Below are 14,835 nucleotides of genomic sequence, written 5' to 3'. Positions count from 1 at the left end.
CGTGCTCGTGGCACCTGCGGCACTCAGCTTGTCATTCACCGCTCTCACTCCAGATTCTAATCCCCCTTCAAGACACAAGCGGCTTCAGCCGCGAAGAGGGCGGTGCAGATGATGCAGGATCAGGATCTTGGTTCGCGCGTGCCCAGCACATCGCGGGGGGCACGCGCTTTAATGTTGTCGACACTGGCGCCGTTACCCAATCACCGGAGGGGGTGGAGAAGGTTGCCTGGTCGCAGCACATTGGGAAATATCACGTCCGCGCAAACGTTGTTCCACCCCACGGAACCACATTCGTTTGTACTCCCACCCCACTCGCGCTTATCTGTCGTCAAGCACGACCTGCCTTCCCCGTCGTGATCTCAAAGCGAACAACAAAAACGGGACCCACCCGCGCGAGGAGATTCCCCATGCAGCAACACCAGCACATCCTGGCCTGGCTCAACGACGTGGCCAGCGACCTGCACGCCATCCGCCACGACATCCACGCCCACCCCGAACTCGGCTTCGAAGAAAGCCGCACCTCAGCCCTGGTCGCCACGCTGCTGCAAAAGTGGGGCTACGAGGTGCACACCGGCATCGGCAAGACCGGCGTGGTCGGCGTGCTGCGCAACGGCAGCAGCCCGCGCAAGCTGGGCCTGCGCGCCGACATGGACGCGCTGCCGATCCACGAGGCCACCGGCGCTGCCTACAGCAGCCGCCACCAGGGTTGCATGCACGCCTGCGGCCATGACGGTCACACCACCATGCTGCTGGGCGCGGCGCGCTACCTGGCAGCGACCCGGCAGTTCGATGGCACGCTGACGCTGATCTTCCAGCCGGCCGAGGAGGGCCAGGGCGGGGCGGAGGCGATGCTGGCTGATGGGTTGCTGGAGCGCTTCCCCTGCGATGCGCTGTTCGGCATGCACAACATGCCGGGGCTGCCGGCGGGGCATCTGGGCTTTCGTGAGGGGCCGATGATGGCTTCGCAGGACTTGCTGACGGTGACCCTCGACGGGGTTGGCGGGCATGGGTCGATGCCGCACCTGACCGTCGACCCGCTGGTGGCGGCGGCCAGTGTGGTGATGGCGCTGCAAACGGTAGTGGCGCGCAATATCGATGCGCAGGAGGCGGCGGTAGTGACGGTCGGTGCGCTGCAGGCGGGCGAGGCGGCCAATGTGATCCCGCAGCAGGCGCTGTTGCGCCTGAGTTTGCGGGCGCTCAACGCTGAGGTGCGGGCGCAGACGCTGGAGCGGGTGCGGGCGATCATCACCGCCCAAGCCGAGAGCTTTGGCTGCTCCGCCAGCATCGAGCATCGCCCGGCGTACCCGGTGCTGGTCAACCACGCTGCAGAAAACGCCTTCGCCCATCAGGTCGGGGTCGAGCTGCTCGGCGCTGACGCGGTGGATGGCAACACCCGCAAGCTGATGGGCAGCGAGGACTTCGCCTGGATGCTGCAGCGCTGCCCGGGCGCTTATCTGTTCATCGGCAACGGCGTGCAGCGGCCGATGGTGCACAACCCGGCCTACGATTTCAACGACGACATCCTGCTGACCGGCGCCGCCTACTGGGGCGCGCTGACGGAGAGCTGGCTCAAGCCCGCCTGAAAAGCTGCACGCTTCCCCAACTGCCGCACTTGAACCGTTTCTGGCCAACAGATTGATGGAGTGCCCTGCATGCAGACTTCAAACACAGGCGCGTCGCGTACCCGGCAAGTGGTCGCGGCGGTCATCGGCAATGCCCTGGAGTGGTATGACTTTATCGTGTACGGCTTTCTGGCGAGCATCATCGCCCGTCAGTTCTTTCCTTCCGACGACGAGTACGCCTCGCTGCTGATGGCCCTGGCCACCTTCGGCGTGGGCTTTTTCATGCGCCCGGTGGGTGGCGTGCTGTTGGGTATCTACTCGGACCGCAAGGGCCGCAAGGCGGCCATGCAGCTGATCATCCGGTTGATGACGGTGTCGATCGCGATGATCGCCTTTGCGCCCAACTACCTGGCCATCGGCATGGGCGCGCCGCTGCTGATCGTGGTTGCGCGGATGCTGCAAGGCTTCGCCACGGGGGGCGAGTATGCCAGCGCTACGGCGTTTCTGGTGGAAAGCGCGCCGGCCCATCGCAAGGGGCTGTATGGTTCGTGGCAGTTGGTGGGGCAGTGCCTGGCGGTGTTCTCCGGGGCGGCGATGGTGGCGTTGGTGACGCACCTGTGCACGCCTGAGGCGCTGGACAGCTGGGGCTGGCGGATTCCGTTCGTGATCGGCTTGCTGATCGGCCCAGTGGGGCTGTGGATTCGCAAGCACATGGAAGAACCCGAGGAGTTTCTCGAAGCCCGCAAGCAGGCCAAAGGCCAGGCGCCGAGTTTGTGGCAGGTGCTGCGTGAGCATCGGCGCAGCCTGCTGGTGTCGATGGGGCTGGCCTGTGGGGCGACGGTGTCGTTCTACGTGGTGCTGGTGAACATGCCGACCTTTGCTCACAAGAGCCTGGGCCTGCCGCTGGACCAGGTGTTGTTGGTGCAGATGCTGGCGGTGGGGCTGATGACCGTGGTCATCCCGTTGGCCGGCGCGTTGTCGGATCGACTGGGCCGCAGGCCAGTGCTGATGGCCTTCACCCTGGCGTTCTTCGTGATGGTCTACCCGCTGTACGTGTGGGTGGCCGAGGCGCCGTCGATCGAGCGCCTGCTGGTGATGCAACTGCTGCTGTGCACCGCCATCGGCGGCTTCTTCGGCCCGGCGCCGACGGCCCTGGCCGAACAGTTCCCGATCGAGGTGCGTTCTACCGGGGTGTCGGTGGCCTACAACGTGGCGGTGATGGTGTTCGGTGGCTTCGCGCCGCTGATCGTCACCTGGCTGAGCAAGGTGCTCGACACACCGGTGGCGCCGTCGTTCTACGTGCTGTTCGCCTGCCTGCTGACGCTGCTGGGCACCTACTGCCTGAAAGAGGCGCCGCGTGCCGGCAAGCCTGTCGCCTTCAACCTTGGAGTGAAACCGTGAACCTGTCCGCCATCGACCCGATCGTCGCCCTGGATGCCGAGGCGCTGTCCGAGGCGATCCATGCCCGCCAGTTGTCGTGCCTTGAAGTGATGAACGGCTACCTGGGCCATATCGAGCGCTTCAACCCCAAGGTCAATGCGCTGGTGTCGCTGCGTGACGGCGCAACGTTGCTGGCCGAGGCCGATGAGCGTGATCGTGAGTTGGCGCGTGGCCAATCGCGCGGCTGGATGCATGGCATGCCGCAAGCGATCAAGGACCTGGCGGCCACGGCGGGGCTGCGCACCACGCTGGGGTCGCCGCTGTTCGCCGAGCAGGTGCCAGCGCACGATGCGGTCAGCGTAGCGCGGGTGCGGGCGAGTGGGGCGATCATCGTCGGCAAGAGCAATGTGCCGGAGTTCGGCCTGGGGTCGCAGAGCTACAACCCCTTGTTCGGCACCACCACCAATGCCTATGACCACAGCCGTGTGGCGGGCGGTAGCAGTGGGGGCGCGGCAGCGGCGCTGGCCATGCGCCTGCTGCCGGTGGCCGATGGCAGCGACATGATGGGTTCGCTGCGTAACCCGGCAGCGTTCAACAACGTGTTCGGCCTGCGCCCTTCGCAAGGGCGGGTGCCTTATGGGCCGACGCCGGAACTGTTCATGCAGCAACTGGCCACCGAGGGGCCGATGGGGCGCACGGTGACAGACGTGGCGCGGCTGCTGTCGGTGCAGGCGGGGCGTGACTCTTGTTCGCCGCTATCGCTGAGTGATGGGCCGAGTGATTTCGCGGCAGGCTTGCAGCGCGATTTCAAGGGCGCGCGGGTCGGCTGGCTTGGCAACTTCGATGGCTACCTGCCGATGGATGACGGTGTCATGAGCCTGTGCGAGGCTGCGTTGGCGGACTTCGCCGAACTGGGCTGCGACGTCGAGGCCTGCCAGCCTGGCTTCGACATGGCGCGTCTGTGGCAATGCTGGCTCACCCACCGCCACTTCCTGGTGCATGGCAATCTCAGCGCAGCCTATGCCGACCCCGACAAGCGCGCACTGCTCAAACCGGAGGCGCAGTGGGAGGTAGAAGGGGGGCTGCAGCTGACGGCGGCGGATGTCTACCAAGCCTCGCTGGACCGCAGCGCTTGGTACCAGGCGTTGAACGCATTGTTCCAGCGTTACGATTTCCTGCTGCTGCCCTCTGCCCAAGTGTTCCCTTTCGACGCAGCCGAGCCGTGGCCGAAGGTGGTCGGCGGGCAGGTGATGGACACCTACCACCGCTGGATGGAGGTGGTGATCGGCCCGACCTTGGCCGGCCTGCCGAGCATGAGCGTGCCGGTGGGCTTCAACGCCGCCGGGTTGCCGATGGGCCTGCAGATCATAGGCCCGGCGCAGGCCGACCACGCGGTGCTGCAGCTGGCCTTTGCCCACGAACAGCTGACCCGTTGGGTCGAACGACGGCCGCCTGCGTGCCTGCAATCGCGCTGATAACCTTGGGCAGGCCCGTATCTTGCTGGGCATGATGACCATCCACGCACAGACAAGGAGGTCGAACTCATGGGTATCACGGCAGAGAGTGGCGGTGTGCGCTCGGTGGAGCGTGCGCTGGCCATCGTCGAGTTGCTCGGCGAGCATCAGGCCTTGGGGTTGGAAGAACTGCATTACTTGACGACGCTGCCCAAGGCCACCGTTTCGCGCATGCTCGCCACCTTGCAGGAGCAGGGCTGGGTCTACCGCGGCCTGAGCGACCGACGTTATCGCCTGTGCGCCCGTCGCCTGTTCGGCGACCGCCAGCAGCGCTTCAAGCGCCAGTTGGTGGAAAGCGCCGCGCCGTTGTTGCTGGAACTGAGCGAGCGTACCGGGTTGGTGGCGGACCTGTCGTGTTTCGACGGTGAGCGGCTGGAGGTGATGGAAAGTGCGATTCCGCAGGTGCTGCGCAAGCGCTACCCGAACAACTGCCAGATCGTCGGGCACCATGCCAGCCTGTTTCACTCGGCCATGGGCCGGGCGTGTTTGAAGGAGCTGGCTGCGGATGAAGTGCAGCGCCTGGCGGTTCATGAGCGGGTGGGTGATGAGGCGCTGCTGCGGGATATCGAAGCGGATGGGCTCAAAGGCTTTGGCCAGCGTACTGAGGGGTTCTGGGAGTATCCGGTGCGTTTGCCGTTCCTGATTCGGGCGATTGCACTGCCGGTGCGGGTAGAGGGGCGGCTGGCGGGGAGTATCGCGTTGCATTGGCCGCTGGACCAGGCGCCAGTGGAGCGGGTGTTGAGTTTGCATTTGAACAGTCTGGCGGCGACGGTGGGGGAAGTGCAGCAGGTGTCGGTAAATTAGGTTGTCTGTACCGGCCTCTTCGCGGGCAAGCCCGCTCCCACAGGTTCAACATCGACCTTCAGTACGAAGTAGAACCTGTGGGAGCGGGCTTGCCCGCGAAGAGGCCGGTGAAAACAGCACAGGATAGTTGCCCAAAAGCGGCAATTGCAGCTATGCCTACAATCTGACCCACCTTTAGAAGGTGTCCCCTGCAATGCTAGCCGTCGAACACCTGCACAAGTCGTTCGCCACCGCCCAAGGCCCGCTGCAGGTGCTGCGCGGTGTCGACCTGACCCTGGCCCGCGGCAGCAGCCTGGCCCTGATGGGCGAGTCCGGCAGCGGCAAGAGCACCTTGCTGCACCTGCTGGCCGGCCTCGACCGCGCCGACAGCGGCCGCATCCTGATCGACGGCGAACCTCTGGACAGCCGTGGCGAAGCGGCCCTGGCACGCTGGCGGCGCGAGGGCATTGGCCTGGTGTTCCAGCAGTACAACCTGATCAGCAGCCTAGATGTCGCCGCCAACCTGGCCTTCCAGGCGCGCCTGGCGGGCCGCCATGACCCCGTGTGGGTGAAGCATCTTGCCGCACGTTTAGGCTTGGCTGATCTGCTGCAGCGCTACCCGGAACAATTGTCCGGCGGCCAGCAACAGCGCGTCGCCATTGGCCGGGCGCTGGCAAGCCGGCCCATGCTGCTGCTCGCCGACGAGCCGACCGGCAGCCTCGACGAAGCCAGCAGCGACGAGGTCCTGGCGCTGTTGCTGCAACTGGTGGATGAGGCGGGCAGCAGCCTGTTGATGGTGACCCACAGCCAACGCCTGGCCGCACGCCTGCAACGCCGCTGTATTTTGCAGCTGGGCCGGGTTCAAGGGTGATGAACACTCTGCTGATCACCTTGCAGGCACTGGGCAGCCATTGGTGGCGCCACCGCCTGCAGTGCATCAGCATTTTCACCGGGTTGTGGCTGGCCACGGCCTTGTGGACCGGCGTGCAGGCACTCAATACCCAGGCGCGTAACGACTACGCGGCAGCCAGCGCCGTGCTCGCCGGGCCTGCGCGCGCGCAACTGGTGGCGCGGGCAGGGCAGCGTTTCGACCAGGATTTGTATGTGCAATTGCGCAGGCAAGGCTGGCAGGTCACGCCGGTGCTGGAAGGTCGTTTGCGTTTGGCGGGCGAGTCACCGACAGCGTTGCGGCTGATCGGTATTGAGCCGCTGAGCCTGTTGCCGGGCATGGCGGTCGCCGGTGCTGACGTGCAAAGCTTCGACCTGCAAGCATTCATCGGTACGCCAGGGCAGGCCTGGGTCGGTCCAGACACCCTGCGTCAGTTGGGCAAACAGCCCGGTGAGCAGATCACCACGGCGGATGGGCACGTGTTGCCGCCATTGACCCTGCAGGCGCAGTTGGCGCCAGGCGTGGTCATTGTCGATATCGGTCAGGCCCAGGCGTTGCTCAATGCGCCTGGGCAACTGTCGCGGCTGCTCAGTGACAGCGACCGCCCGCTGCCAGACGCCATTGCGGCAAGCCTGAAGCTGCAGCCGTCCTTTGAGGACGCCGACTTGCAACGCCTCACCGAAAGCTTCCACCTTAATCTCACCGCCCTTGGCCTGCTGGCCTTCGTGGTCGGGCTATTCATTGCCCATGCAGCCATTGGCCTGGCGCTGGAACAGCGGCGCGGGCTGATCCGTACCTTGCGCGCTTGCGGCGTGAGCTTGCAGGTGTTGACAGGGGCGCTTGCACTGGAACTGGGGCTGTTCGCCGTCCTGGGAGGCGTGGCTGGCGTGGCGGCGGGTTACCTGATGGCGGCGCTGATGTTGCCCGATTTTGCCTCCAGCTTGCGTGGGCTGTATGGGGCCCAAGTGGCCGGGCACTTGCACCTGCCGGCGCAGTGGTGGCTGCTGGGCATTGCCGTCAGCCTGCTTGGCGCGTTGTTGGCGGGGCTCGACAGCCTGCTGCGCGCGGCACGTTTGGCGTTGCTGGCGATCGCTCAACCCCAGGCCTGGCGGCTGGCGCAAGTGCCGTGGTTGCGGCGCCAGGCCGTGGCCGCTGTGGCGCTGCTCGCGGTGGCCATGGGGTGCGCTAACTTCGGCAATGGACTGGCCAGTGCATTCGCCATGCTCGCGGCATTGCTGTTGGCGGCGGCGCTGCTGTTGCCGGGATTGCTGGCAACGGCATTGCGCGGCCTGGCCCATTACAGCCGGCGCCCGCTGACGCAATGGTTCATTGCCGACAGCCGACAGCAGTTGCCTGCCCTGAGCCTGGCATTGATGGCGCTGCTGCTGGCGTTGGCCGCCAGCGTCGGCGTTGGCGGGATGACCGAAGGTTTTCGCCGCACGTTCATTGGCTGGCTGGATCAGCGTCTTTCGGCGGACCTGTACGTCACACCTCGCGACAGCACCCAGGCTCAGCAGATAGCGGGGCAGTTGCTGGCCGACCCAGCCGTCACCGCTGTGCTGCCCAGTTGGCGGGTCGACTGGCGTTTGCAGCAATGGCCGGTGCAGGTGCAGGGGGTGATCGATCATCCGTTCTACCGCGAGCATTGGCCGTTGCTCAGGCAGGCGCCGGGTGCCTGGCAAGCGCTGGCTGACGGCCACGGGGCGATGCTCAGCGAGCAACTGGCCCGTCGCCTGGAGTTGGGCGTAGGCGATAGGTTGATGTTGCCTGGCGAGCCACCGCAAACGATGGCAGTCGTTGGCCTGTATGCCGATTACGGCAACCCCAAAGGCCATGTGCTGGTCAACGCTGACTGGCTGCGTCGGCACGCGCCGGGCGCCAGTCTGTCCGGCCTGAGCCTGCTGGTACACTCAGGTGAAATCAGCGGACTCAAGGACGACGTGCAGCAACGTTTTGCCCTGGATGATAACCAGGTAGTCGAACAGGCCCGCTTGAAGGCCTGGTCGACCGACGTGTTCAGCCGCACGTTCGCCGTCACGGCGGCATTGAACAGCCTGACCTTGGGCGTGGCCGGGGTCGCATTGTTCATCAGCCAGCTGACGTTGGGCCAGCGCCGTTTGGGGCAACTGGCACCGTTATGGGCGCTGGGCGTGGCGCGCCGCAGGCTGGCCTGGCTGAGCCTGGGGCAGACCTTGATGATCAGCGGCTTTACCGTATTACTGGCGATTCCCATGGGCCTGTTGCTGGCCTGGTGCCTGGTGACGGTGGTGAACGTGCAGGCGTTTGGCTGGCGACTGCCGTGGCATGTGTTCCCGGGGCAATGGCTACAGCTCGCAGTGTTGGGCCTGCTCACCAGTTTGCTGGCCAGTGCCTGGCCGCTGTGGCAGCTGGCGCGCAGCCAGCCAAGCGCCTTGTTGAGGCAGTTCGCCGATGAAAACTGAAGCCTGGCTGCTGATGGCTTGCCTGTTGCTAGCCGGGTGTGACCCTCCCGTGCCTGCGCCCAAAAGTTTCGCAGGCCTTGGTGCCGATGCGGCTGCATTCAGGCAGGTGGTGCCGGGTGTGCCGCTGGAGTTTCCCCGCGACCATGGCGCGCATGACGGCTTTCGCATCGAGTGGTGGTACGTGACCGCCAACCTGCGCGATGCCCAGGGCCGCGATTGGGGCGTGCAGTGGACACTGTTCCGCTCGGCGCTGCGCCCTGGGCCTGAGACCACGGACTGGAACAGCCCCAACCTGTGGATGGGCCACGCGGCCTTGACCGGCCCGGGTGGCCATCAGGTCAGCGAGACCCTGGCACGTGGCGGTGTTGGCCAGGCGGGTGTCGAGGCGCAACCGTTTCGCGCCTGGATCAATGATTGGTCGTTGCAGGGCGACCCGGATGTCACCCATCTGAACATGCGCGCCAGTGGGCAAGGGTTTCGTTATGACCTGGCGCTGAAGACTGACCGCCCTCTGGTGCTGCACGGCGTGAACGGCTACAGCGAAAAATCCGGCAAGGGCCAGGCGTCTTACTACTACAGCCAGCCGTTCTACACGGTCAGTGGCGAGGTCGAACGGGATGGGCAGCGTATCGCCGTGACAGGCCGGGCGTGGCTCGACCGGGAGTGGAGCAGCCAGCCGTTGGCGGCTGGGCAGCTTGGCTGGGATTGGTTTTCGCTGCACCTGGACAGTGGGGCGAAATTGATGCTGTTTCAGGTCCGCGAAGCTGACGCTTTGTCGTACCGGGCGGGGACGTGGGTCGATCCACACGGCCAATCACAGGCGCTGCAGGGCGAGCAGATTGAGTTGACCCCGCTGGCTTGGACCACGCTGGACAATGGCAAACGACTGCCAACGCGCTGGCGTGTGCAGGTGCCGTTGGCGCAGGTGGATGTCGAAGTCGATGCGCTGGTGCCCAACGCCTGGATGGGCACGCGCTTTCCGTATTGGGAAGGGCCAGTGCGGGTAGGCGGTACTGGCCGGGGCTATCTGGAGATGACCGGGTACTGAATCGGCTATTTGAACCCGGTCACCGCATGGGGAACATACGGGGCTTCCAACCGCCCAATCTCATCGGCGCTGAGCTGCAATTCCAGCGCCGCAATCGCATCGTCCAGCTGTGCGGCCTTGGATGCCCCCACGATCGGCGCTGACACCCCGCGCTTGCCCAACACCCAGGCCAGCGCCACTTGCGCCATCGGGACACCACGCTCGGCGGCCAGTTGCTCGACCACGTCGATCACTCGGCCGTCTTCCACTTCGGTGCCAGCGTAGAACGACTGCCCGGAGATATCGGTGCGCGTGCGCTCGGTCTGCTGGCCGTGCGGGCGGGTCAGCCGGCCGCGGGCCATCGGGCTCCAGGGCATCAGGCCGACACCCTGGTCGAGGCACAGCGGGATCATCTCGCGCTCTTCTTCGCGATAGATCAGATTGAGGTAGTTCTGCATCGAGACGAAGCGGCTCCAGCCGTTGCTCGCGGCCACCTGCTGGGCCTTGGCGAATTGCCAGGCGTACATCGACGAGGCGCCGATGTAGCGCGCCTTGCCGGCTTTAACGACGTCGTGGAGGGCTTCCATCGTCTCTTCGATCGGGGTGTGGTAGTCCCAGCGATGAATCTGGTACAGGTCGACGTAGTCGGTGCCCAGGCGGGTCAGGCTGGCGTCGATGTTGGCCATGATCGCCTTGCGCGACAGGCCTTGTTCGTTGGGGCGGGTGCTGCCTTCCCACATGTTGGCGGGGAAAAACACCTTGGTGGCGATGACGGTTTCGTCGCGGCGGGTGAATTCCTTCAGCAGTTTGCCGAGGATGATTTCCGAGGTGCCGGCCGAGTAACTGTTGGCGGTGTCGAAGAAGTTGATGCCTTGCTCGACGGCGCGGCGGATGATCGGGCGGCTGTCGGCCTCGCCGAGGGTCCAGGGGTGGGTGCCGGCGTCCGGTTCGCCGAAGGTCATGCAACCCAGGCACAGTTTCGAGATGTCCAGGCCGGTATTGCCCAACTTGACGTACTGCATGCGCTTCTCCTCAGTAATGGTGGCTTGGGGTTGAAGTATGCACAAATCCTCGTGGGAGCGGCTTCAGCCGCGAAGCAGCGACGCTGTGGATGGCACCGGCTTGCCGGTGATCGCGGCTGAAGCCGCTCCTAGGCGAATCAATTAGATACTTTGATGAAACCGGTTTCAAAACATTTCCGAACCAGCTAGATTACGCGGCTTTCTCAGGGCCCCTCCCTGATCGAAACCCAGATGGCGCAACCCAAGGCCACCCAATGCTGATGAGGACTCGAATATGCCTGAGCATTCTCCCGACAACCCGCGCCGGGATTTCCTGCGCAAAACCCTGACCTTGATCCCGGTCGTCACCGTGGCCAGTACCGGCCTGGGCGCCAGCCAGTTGCTGGCCGAGCCGACCCGCGAGCCCAAGGTGCCAGCCACACCCCCTGCCGGCAATTACCAGCCCACATTCTTCACCAAAGAGGAGTGGGCATTCGTACAAGCGGCCGTGTCGCGCATCATCCCCGCCGACGAACTCGGCCCTGGGGCGCTGGAGGCCGGCGCCGCTGAATTCATCGACCGCCAGATGAATACTCCCTACGCGACCGGTGCCCAGTGGTACATGCAAGGCCCGTTCAAGGCCGACGCCGCACCGGAACTTGGCTACCAGTTGCAGCTCAGCCCGCAACAGATCTACCGCCTGGGCATTGCCGCTGCGGACGCTTGGTGCAAAAACGCCAGCGGTAAAACCTTTGCCGAGCAAGACAGCGCTACCCGAGACAAGGTTCTCGGCAAGATCGAAGCCGGTGAGATCGTTTTCGAGGAACTGCCGGCCAAGGTGTTCTTCAGTCTTCTGGTGCAGAACACTCGCGAAGGCTTCTTCTGCGACCCGATCCATGGCGGCAACAAAGGCATGGTCGGCTGGACGCAAATCGGCTTCCCCGGTGCCCGGGCAGATTTCATGGACTGGGTCGAGCGCAACGAGCCTTACCCGTTCCCGGCAGTTTCGATTCGCGGCGAGAGGGCGTAAGGCATGGCCAATGCAATGAAGAAGGTCGATGCGGTGATCGTCGGTTTCGGCTGGGCGGGCGCCATCATGGCCAAGGAACTCACAGAAGCTGGCTTGCAGGTGGTCGCGCTGGAGCGCGGGCCGATGCAGGACACTTACCCCGAAGGCAGTTACCCGCAGGTCATCGATGAGCTGACCTACAGCGTGCGCAAGAAGCTGTTCGTCGACGTTTCGAAAGAAACCGTCACCATTCGCCACAACGGCAATGACGTTGCGCTGCCCAACCGTCAGCTCGGTGCGTTCCTGCCTGGCAAGGGCGTCGGTGGCGCGGGGCTGCACTGGTCCGGTGTGCACTTTCGGGTAGACCCGATGGAACTGCGCATGCGCAGCCACTACGAGGAACGCTACGGCAAGCGCTTCATCCCCGAAGACATGACCATCCAGGACTTTGGCGTCAGCTACGAAGAGCTCGAACCGCACTTCGACTTCGCCGAGAAAGTCTTCGGCACTTCCGGCCAGGCCTGGACCGTCAACGGCCAGGTAGTCGGCGAAGGGAAGGGCGGCAACCCTTATGCGCCGGACCGCTCCAACCCGTTCCCGCTGGTGTCGCAGAAGAACGTGGTGTCGGCCAAGCTGTTTGAAAAGGCAACCGCGAGCCTGGGCTACAAACCCTACAACCTGCCTTCGGCCAACACCTCCGGGCCCTACACAAACCCCTACGGCGCGCAGATGGGGCCGTGCAACTTCTGCGGCTTCTGCAGTGGTTACGTGTGCTACATGTACTCCAAGGCCTCGCCCAACGTGAACATCCTGCCGGCGCTGCGCCAGGTGCCGAACTTCGAGCTGCGCGCCAACGCCCATGTGCTGCGGGTCAACCTCGACGACAGCAAGCGCAAGGCCACCGGGGTGACTTATATCGATGCCCAGGGGCGTGAAGTCGAGCAGCCCGCCGACATCGTCATCCTCGCTGCCTTCCAGTTCAACAACGTGCGCTTGATGCTGCTGTCCGGCATCGGCAAACCCTACGACCCGGTCAACAACGAAGGGGTGGTGGGGCGCAATTTCGCCTATCAGAACATGGGCACGGTGAAAGCCTTCTTCGACAAGGACACTTACACCAACAACTTCATCGGCGCCGGCGGCAACGGCGTGGCGATCGACGATTTCAACGCCGACAACTTCGACCATGGGCCGCACGGCTTCGTCGGCGGCTCGCCGATGTGGGTCAACCAGGCGGGTAGCCGGCCGATTGCCGGCGTCGCCAACCCGCCTGGCACTCCCGCCTGGGGCAGTGCCTGGAAGAAGGCTACCGCCGATTACTACACCCACCAGGTTTCGATGGACGCCCACGGCGCGCACCAGTCGTACCGCGGCAACTACCTCGACCTCGACCCGACCTACCGCGATGCCTACGGCCAGCCGCTGCTGCGCATGACCTTCGACTGGCAGGAAAACGACATCAAGATGAACCAGTTCATGGTCGACAAACTCAGCAAGATCGCCCAGGCGATGAACCCCAAGACCATCGCCGTGCTCGGGAAGAAGGTCAAGGAGCACTTCAACACCGCGAGCTACCAGACCACCCACCTCAACGGCGGCGCGATCATGGGCACCGACCCGAAAACCAGCGCGCTGAATCGCTACCTGCAGAGTTGGGACGTGCACAACGTGTTCGTCCCGGGCGCTTCGGCGTTCCCGCAGGGGCTGGGCTACAACCCGACCGGCCTGGTGGCGGCACTGACGTACTGGTCGGCCAAGGCCATCCGTGAGCAGTACCTGAAAAACCCTGGCCCGCTGGTCCAGGCTTGAGGAGCGATGAACATGAAGACTCTGTTGATCGCGTCCCTGATGTTTGGCGCAAGCGTTGCGGCGCAGGCTGATGAAGCGACCGATGCGTTGCTGAAGCAGGGCGAGTACCTGGCCCGTGCCGGTGACTGTGTGGCCTGCCATACCGCCAAGGGCGGCAAGCCGTTCGCTGGCGGGTTGCCAATGGAAACGCCCATCGGCACCGTCTATTCAACCAACATCACGCCCGACGCCACTGGCATCGGCCACTACAGCTTTGAAGACTTCGACCTGGCGGTGCGTAAAGGCATCGGCAAGGACGGCAGCACACTGTACCCCGCCATGCCGTACCCCTCCTATGCGCGGGTCAAGGACGACGACATGCGCGCCTTGTACGCCTACTTCATGCAAGGCGTGCAGCCGGTGGAGCAGCCGAACAAGGCCACGGACATCCCTTGGCCGCTGAGCATGCGCTGGCCGCTGGCGATCTGGCGTGGGCTGTTCGCGCCTGAAGTGAAAGCCTGGCAAGCGCCTGCCGAAACGGACCCTGTGGTGAATCGTGGCGCCTACCTGGTCGAAGGCCTTGGCCACTGCGGCGCATGCCATACCCCACGTGCGCTGACCATGCAGGAACAGGCGCTGAGCCCCGCCGATGGTCCACAGTTCCTGGCCGGCAGTGCGCCGCTGGAAGGCTGGATCGCCAAGAACCTGCGTGGCGACCACAAGGACGGCCTGGGCAGCTGGAGCGAGGAACAGCTGGTGCAATTCCTCAAGACCGGGCGCAGTGACCGCAGTGCCGTCTTCGGTGGCATGAGCGATGTGGTCGAGCACAGCATGCAGCACCTGAGTGACGCCGACCTGACGGCGATTGCTCGCTACCTGAAGACGCTGCCGCCCAGCAGCCCCGACGACCAGCCGCATGTCTACGACCCGCAGGTCGCTCAGGCGTTGTGGAAGGGCGACGACAGCAAGCCGGGCGCGGCGGTGTACATCGACAACTGCGCGGCCTGCCACCGTACTGATGGCCAGGGTTATACCCGGGTGTTCCCGGCCCTTGCCGGTAACCCGGTGGTGCAGACGGCCGATGCCACCTCTCTGATTCACGTGGTGCTGGCGGGCGGTACGGTGCCGGCGACGCATGCGGCGCCGTCGAACTTCACCATGCCGGCGTTCGGCTGGCGCTTGAGCGATCAGGAGGTGGCTGAGGTGGTGAATTTCATTCGCAGCAGTTGGGGGAATCAGGGCAGTGCTGTTTCGGCGAGTGATGTGAAAAACCTGCGCTGAGTGAGGGCAGATTACTCTGTGGGAGCGGGCTTGCCCCGCGAAGGCAGCACCGCGTTGTATGGCCAGGGCCTCGCCCTGGTTCGCGGGGCAAGCCCGCTCCCACAGGGGTGGGGTGGTGGCGGGTACGTGGTAAAATCCCGACGAACGGTAGGTGACGAAA

The 14,835-nt window shown here is 64.7% G+C and carries 11 protein-coding genes; 10 read left to right on the top strand and 1 reads right to left on the bottom strand.

Going from position 1 to position 14,835, the window contains the following annotated elements:
• The first annotated feature begins 407 nt into the window (after positions 1-407).
• From ACIPZF_RS16435 to ACIPZF_RS16405, 7 genes are all read left to right on the top strand, one after another.
• Complete coding sequence (locus ACIPZF_RS16435; RefSeq protein ID WP_400801240.1) at positions 408-1,583, top strand: M20 aminoacylase family protein; 1,176 nt, start codon at positions 408-410, stop codon at positions 1,581-1,583.
• 69 nt (positions 1,584-1,652) lie between these two features.
• Positions 1,653-2,963, top strand: a complete 1,311-nt coding sequence (locus ACIPZF_RS16430; RefSeq protein WP_400801238.1) for a citrate-proton symporter — start codon at positions 1,653-1,655, stop codon at positions 2,961-2,963.
• The gene (locus ACIPZF_RS16425; RefSeq protein WP_400801237.1) at positions 2,960-4,417 is read left to right on the top strand and encodes an amidase; all 1,458 of its coding nucleotides are present in this window, start codon (positions 2,960-2,962) and stop codon (positions 4,415-4,417) included. The genes ACIPZF_RS16430 and ACIPZF_RS16425 overlap by 4 nt, the downstream gene beginning before the upstream one ends.
• Positions 4,418-4,486: 69 nt before the next feature.
• Complete coding sequence (locus tag ACIPZF_RS16420) at positions 4,487-5,260, top strand: IclR family transcriptional regulator (protein ID WP_400801236.1); 774 nt, start codon at positions 4,487-4,489, stop codon at positions 5,258-5,260.
• A 193-nt stretch (positions 5,261-5,453) separates the two neighbouring features.
• Positions 5,454-6,110 carry an ABC transporter ATP-binding protein gene (locus ACIPZF_RS16415; protein WP_400801234.1) on the top strand — a complete coding sequence of 219 codons (657 nt, stop codon included), beginning with the start codon at positions 5,454-5,456 and terminating at the stop codon, positions 6,108-6,110.
• Positions 6,110-8,569, top strand: a complete 2,460-nt coding sequence (locus ACIPZF_RS16410; RefSeq protein WP_400801232.1) for an FtsX-like permease family protein — start codon at positions 6,110-6,112, stop codon at positions 8,567-8,569. The genes ACIPZF_RS16415 and ACIPZF_RS16410 overlap by 1 nt, the downstream gene beginning before the upstream one ends.
• Entirely contained in the window at positions 8,559-9,617 is a 1,059-nt protein-coding gene (locus ACIPZF_RS16405) for a lipocalin-like domain-containing protein (protein WP_400801230.1), read from the top strand. The genes ACIPZF_RS16410 and ACIPZF_RS16405 overlap by 11 nt, the downstream gene beginning before the upstream one ends.
• 5 nt (positions 9,618-9,622) lie before the next feature.
• On the opposite strand, the gene ACIPZF_RS16400 is transcribed toward ACIPZF_RS16405, so the two are convergent.
• Positions 9,623-10,618: an aldo/keto reductase gene (locus tag ACIPZF_RS16400; protein WP_400801228.1), complete on the bottom strand. Its 996-nt coding sequence runs from the start codon at positions 10,616-10,618 to the stop codon at positions 9,623-9,625.
• Positions 10,619-10,892: 274 nt separating this feature from the next.
• Here ACIPZF_RS16400 and ACIPZF_RS16395 point away from each other — a divergent pair, with 274 nt between their 5' ends.
• From ACIPZF_RS16395 to ACIPZF_RS16385, 3 genes are read left to right on the top strand one after another with little or no spacing between them, the layout of a single operon-like run.
• Positions 10,893-11,627 carry a gluconate 2-dehydrogenase subunit 3 family protein gene (locus tag ACIPZF_RS16395; protein ID WP_400801226.1) on the top strand — a complete coding sequence of 245 codons (735 nt, stop codon included), beginning with the start codon at positions 10,893-10,895 and terminating at the stop codon, positions 11,625-11,627.
• Positions 11,628-11,630: 3 nt separating this feature from the next.
• Positions 11,631-13,415 (top strand): GMC family oxidoreductase, encoded by a 1,785-nt coding sequence (locus tag ACIPZF_RS16390; RefSeq protein ID WP_400801224.1) that lies wholly within the window; start codon positions 11,631-11,633, stop codon positions 13,413-13,415.
• Positions 13,416-13,427: 12 nt separating this feature from the next.
• On the top strand, positions 13,428-14,675 hold the full coding sequence (locus tag ACIPZF_RS16385; protein ID WP_400801222.1) for a c-type cytochrome: 1,248 nt from the start codon (positions 13,428-13,430) through the stop codon (positions 14,673-14,675).
• The last annotated feature ends 160 nt before the right edge of the window (positions 14,676-14,835 follow it).

It is taken from the genome of Pseudomonas sp. NPDC089752 (assembly GCF_044748725.1).
In the GTDB taxonomy this organism is placed as follows: Bacteria; Pseudomonadota; Gammaproteobacteria; order Pseudomonadales; family Pseudomonadaceae; genus Aquipseudomonas.
This window is presented reverse-complemented; position numbering and strand designations above follow the sequence as displayed.

What these genes read in the sequence shown, in the direction of transcription:
- ACIPZF_RS16435 (WP_400801240.1), top strand. Translation starts at nt 408, where the DNA reads ATGCAGCAACACCAGCACATCCTGGCCTGGCTCAACGACGTGGCCAGC.
- ACIPZF_RS16430 (WP_400801238.1), top strand. Translation starts at nt 1,653, where the DNA reads ATGCAGACTTCAAACACAGGCGCGTCGCGTACCCGGCAAGTGGTCGCG.
- ACIPZF_RS16420 (WP_400801236.1), top strand. Translation starts at nt 4,487, where the DNA reads ATGGGTATCACGGCAGAGAGTGGCGGTGTGCGCTCGGTGGAGCGTGCG.
- ACIPZF_RS16415 (WP_400801234.1), top strand. Translation starts at nt 5,454, where the DNA reads ATGCTAGCCGTCGAACACCTGCACAAGTCGTTCGCCACCGCCCAAGGC.
- ACIPZF_RS16410 (WP_400801232.1), top strand. Translation starts at nt 6,110, where the DNA reads ATGAACACTCTGCTGATCACCTTGCAGGCACTGGGCAGCCATTGGTGG.
- ACIPZF_RS16405 (WP_400801230.1), top strand. Translation starts at nt 8,559, where the DNA reads ATGAAAACTGAAGCCTGGCTGCTGATGGCTTGCCTGTTGCTAGCCGGG.
- ACIPZF_RS16400 (WP_400801228.1), bottom strand. Translation starts at nt 10,618, where the DNA reads ATGCAGTACGTCAAGTTGGGCAATACCGGCCTGGACATCTCGAAACTG.
- ACIPZF_RS16395 (WP_400801226.1), top strand. Translation starts at nt 10,893, where the DNA reads ATGCCTGAGCATTCTCCCGACAACCCGCGCCGGGATTTCCTGCGCAAA.
- ACIPZF_RS16390 (WP_400801224.1), top strand. Translation starts at nt 11,631, where the DNA reads ATGGCCAATGCAATGAAGAAGGTCGATGCGGTGATCGTCGGTTTCGGC.
- ACIPZF_RS16385 (WP_400801222.1), top strand. Translation starts at nt 13,428, where the DNA reads ATGAAGACTCTGTTGATCGCGTCCCTGATGTTTGGCGCAAGCGTTGCG.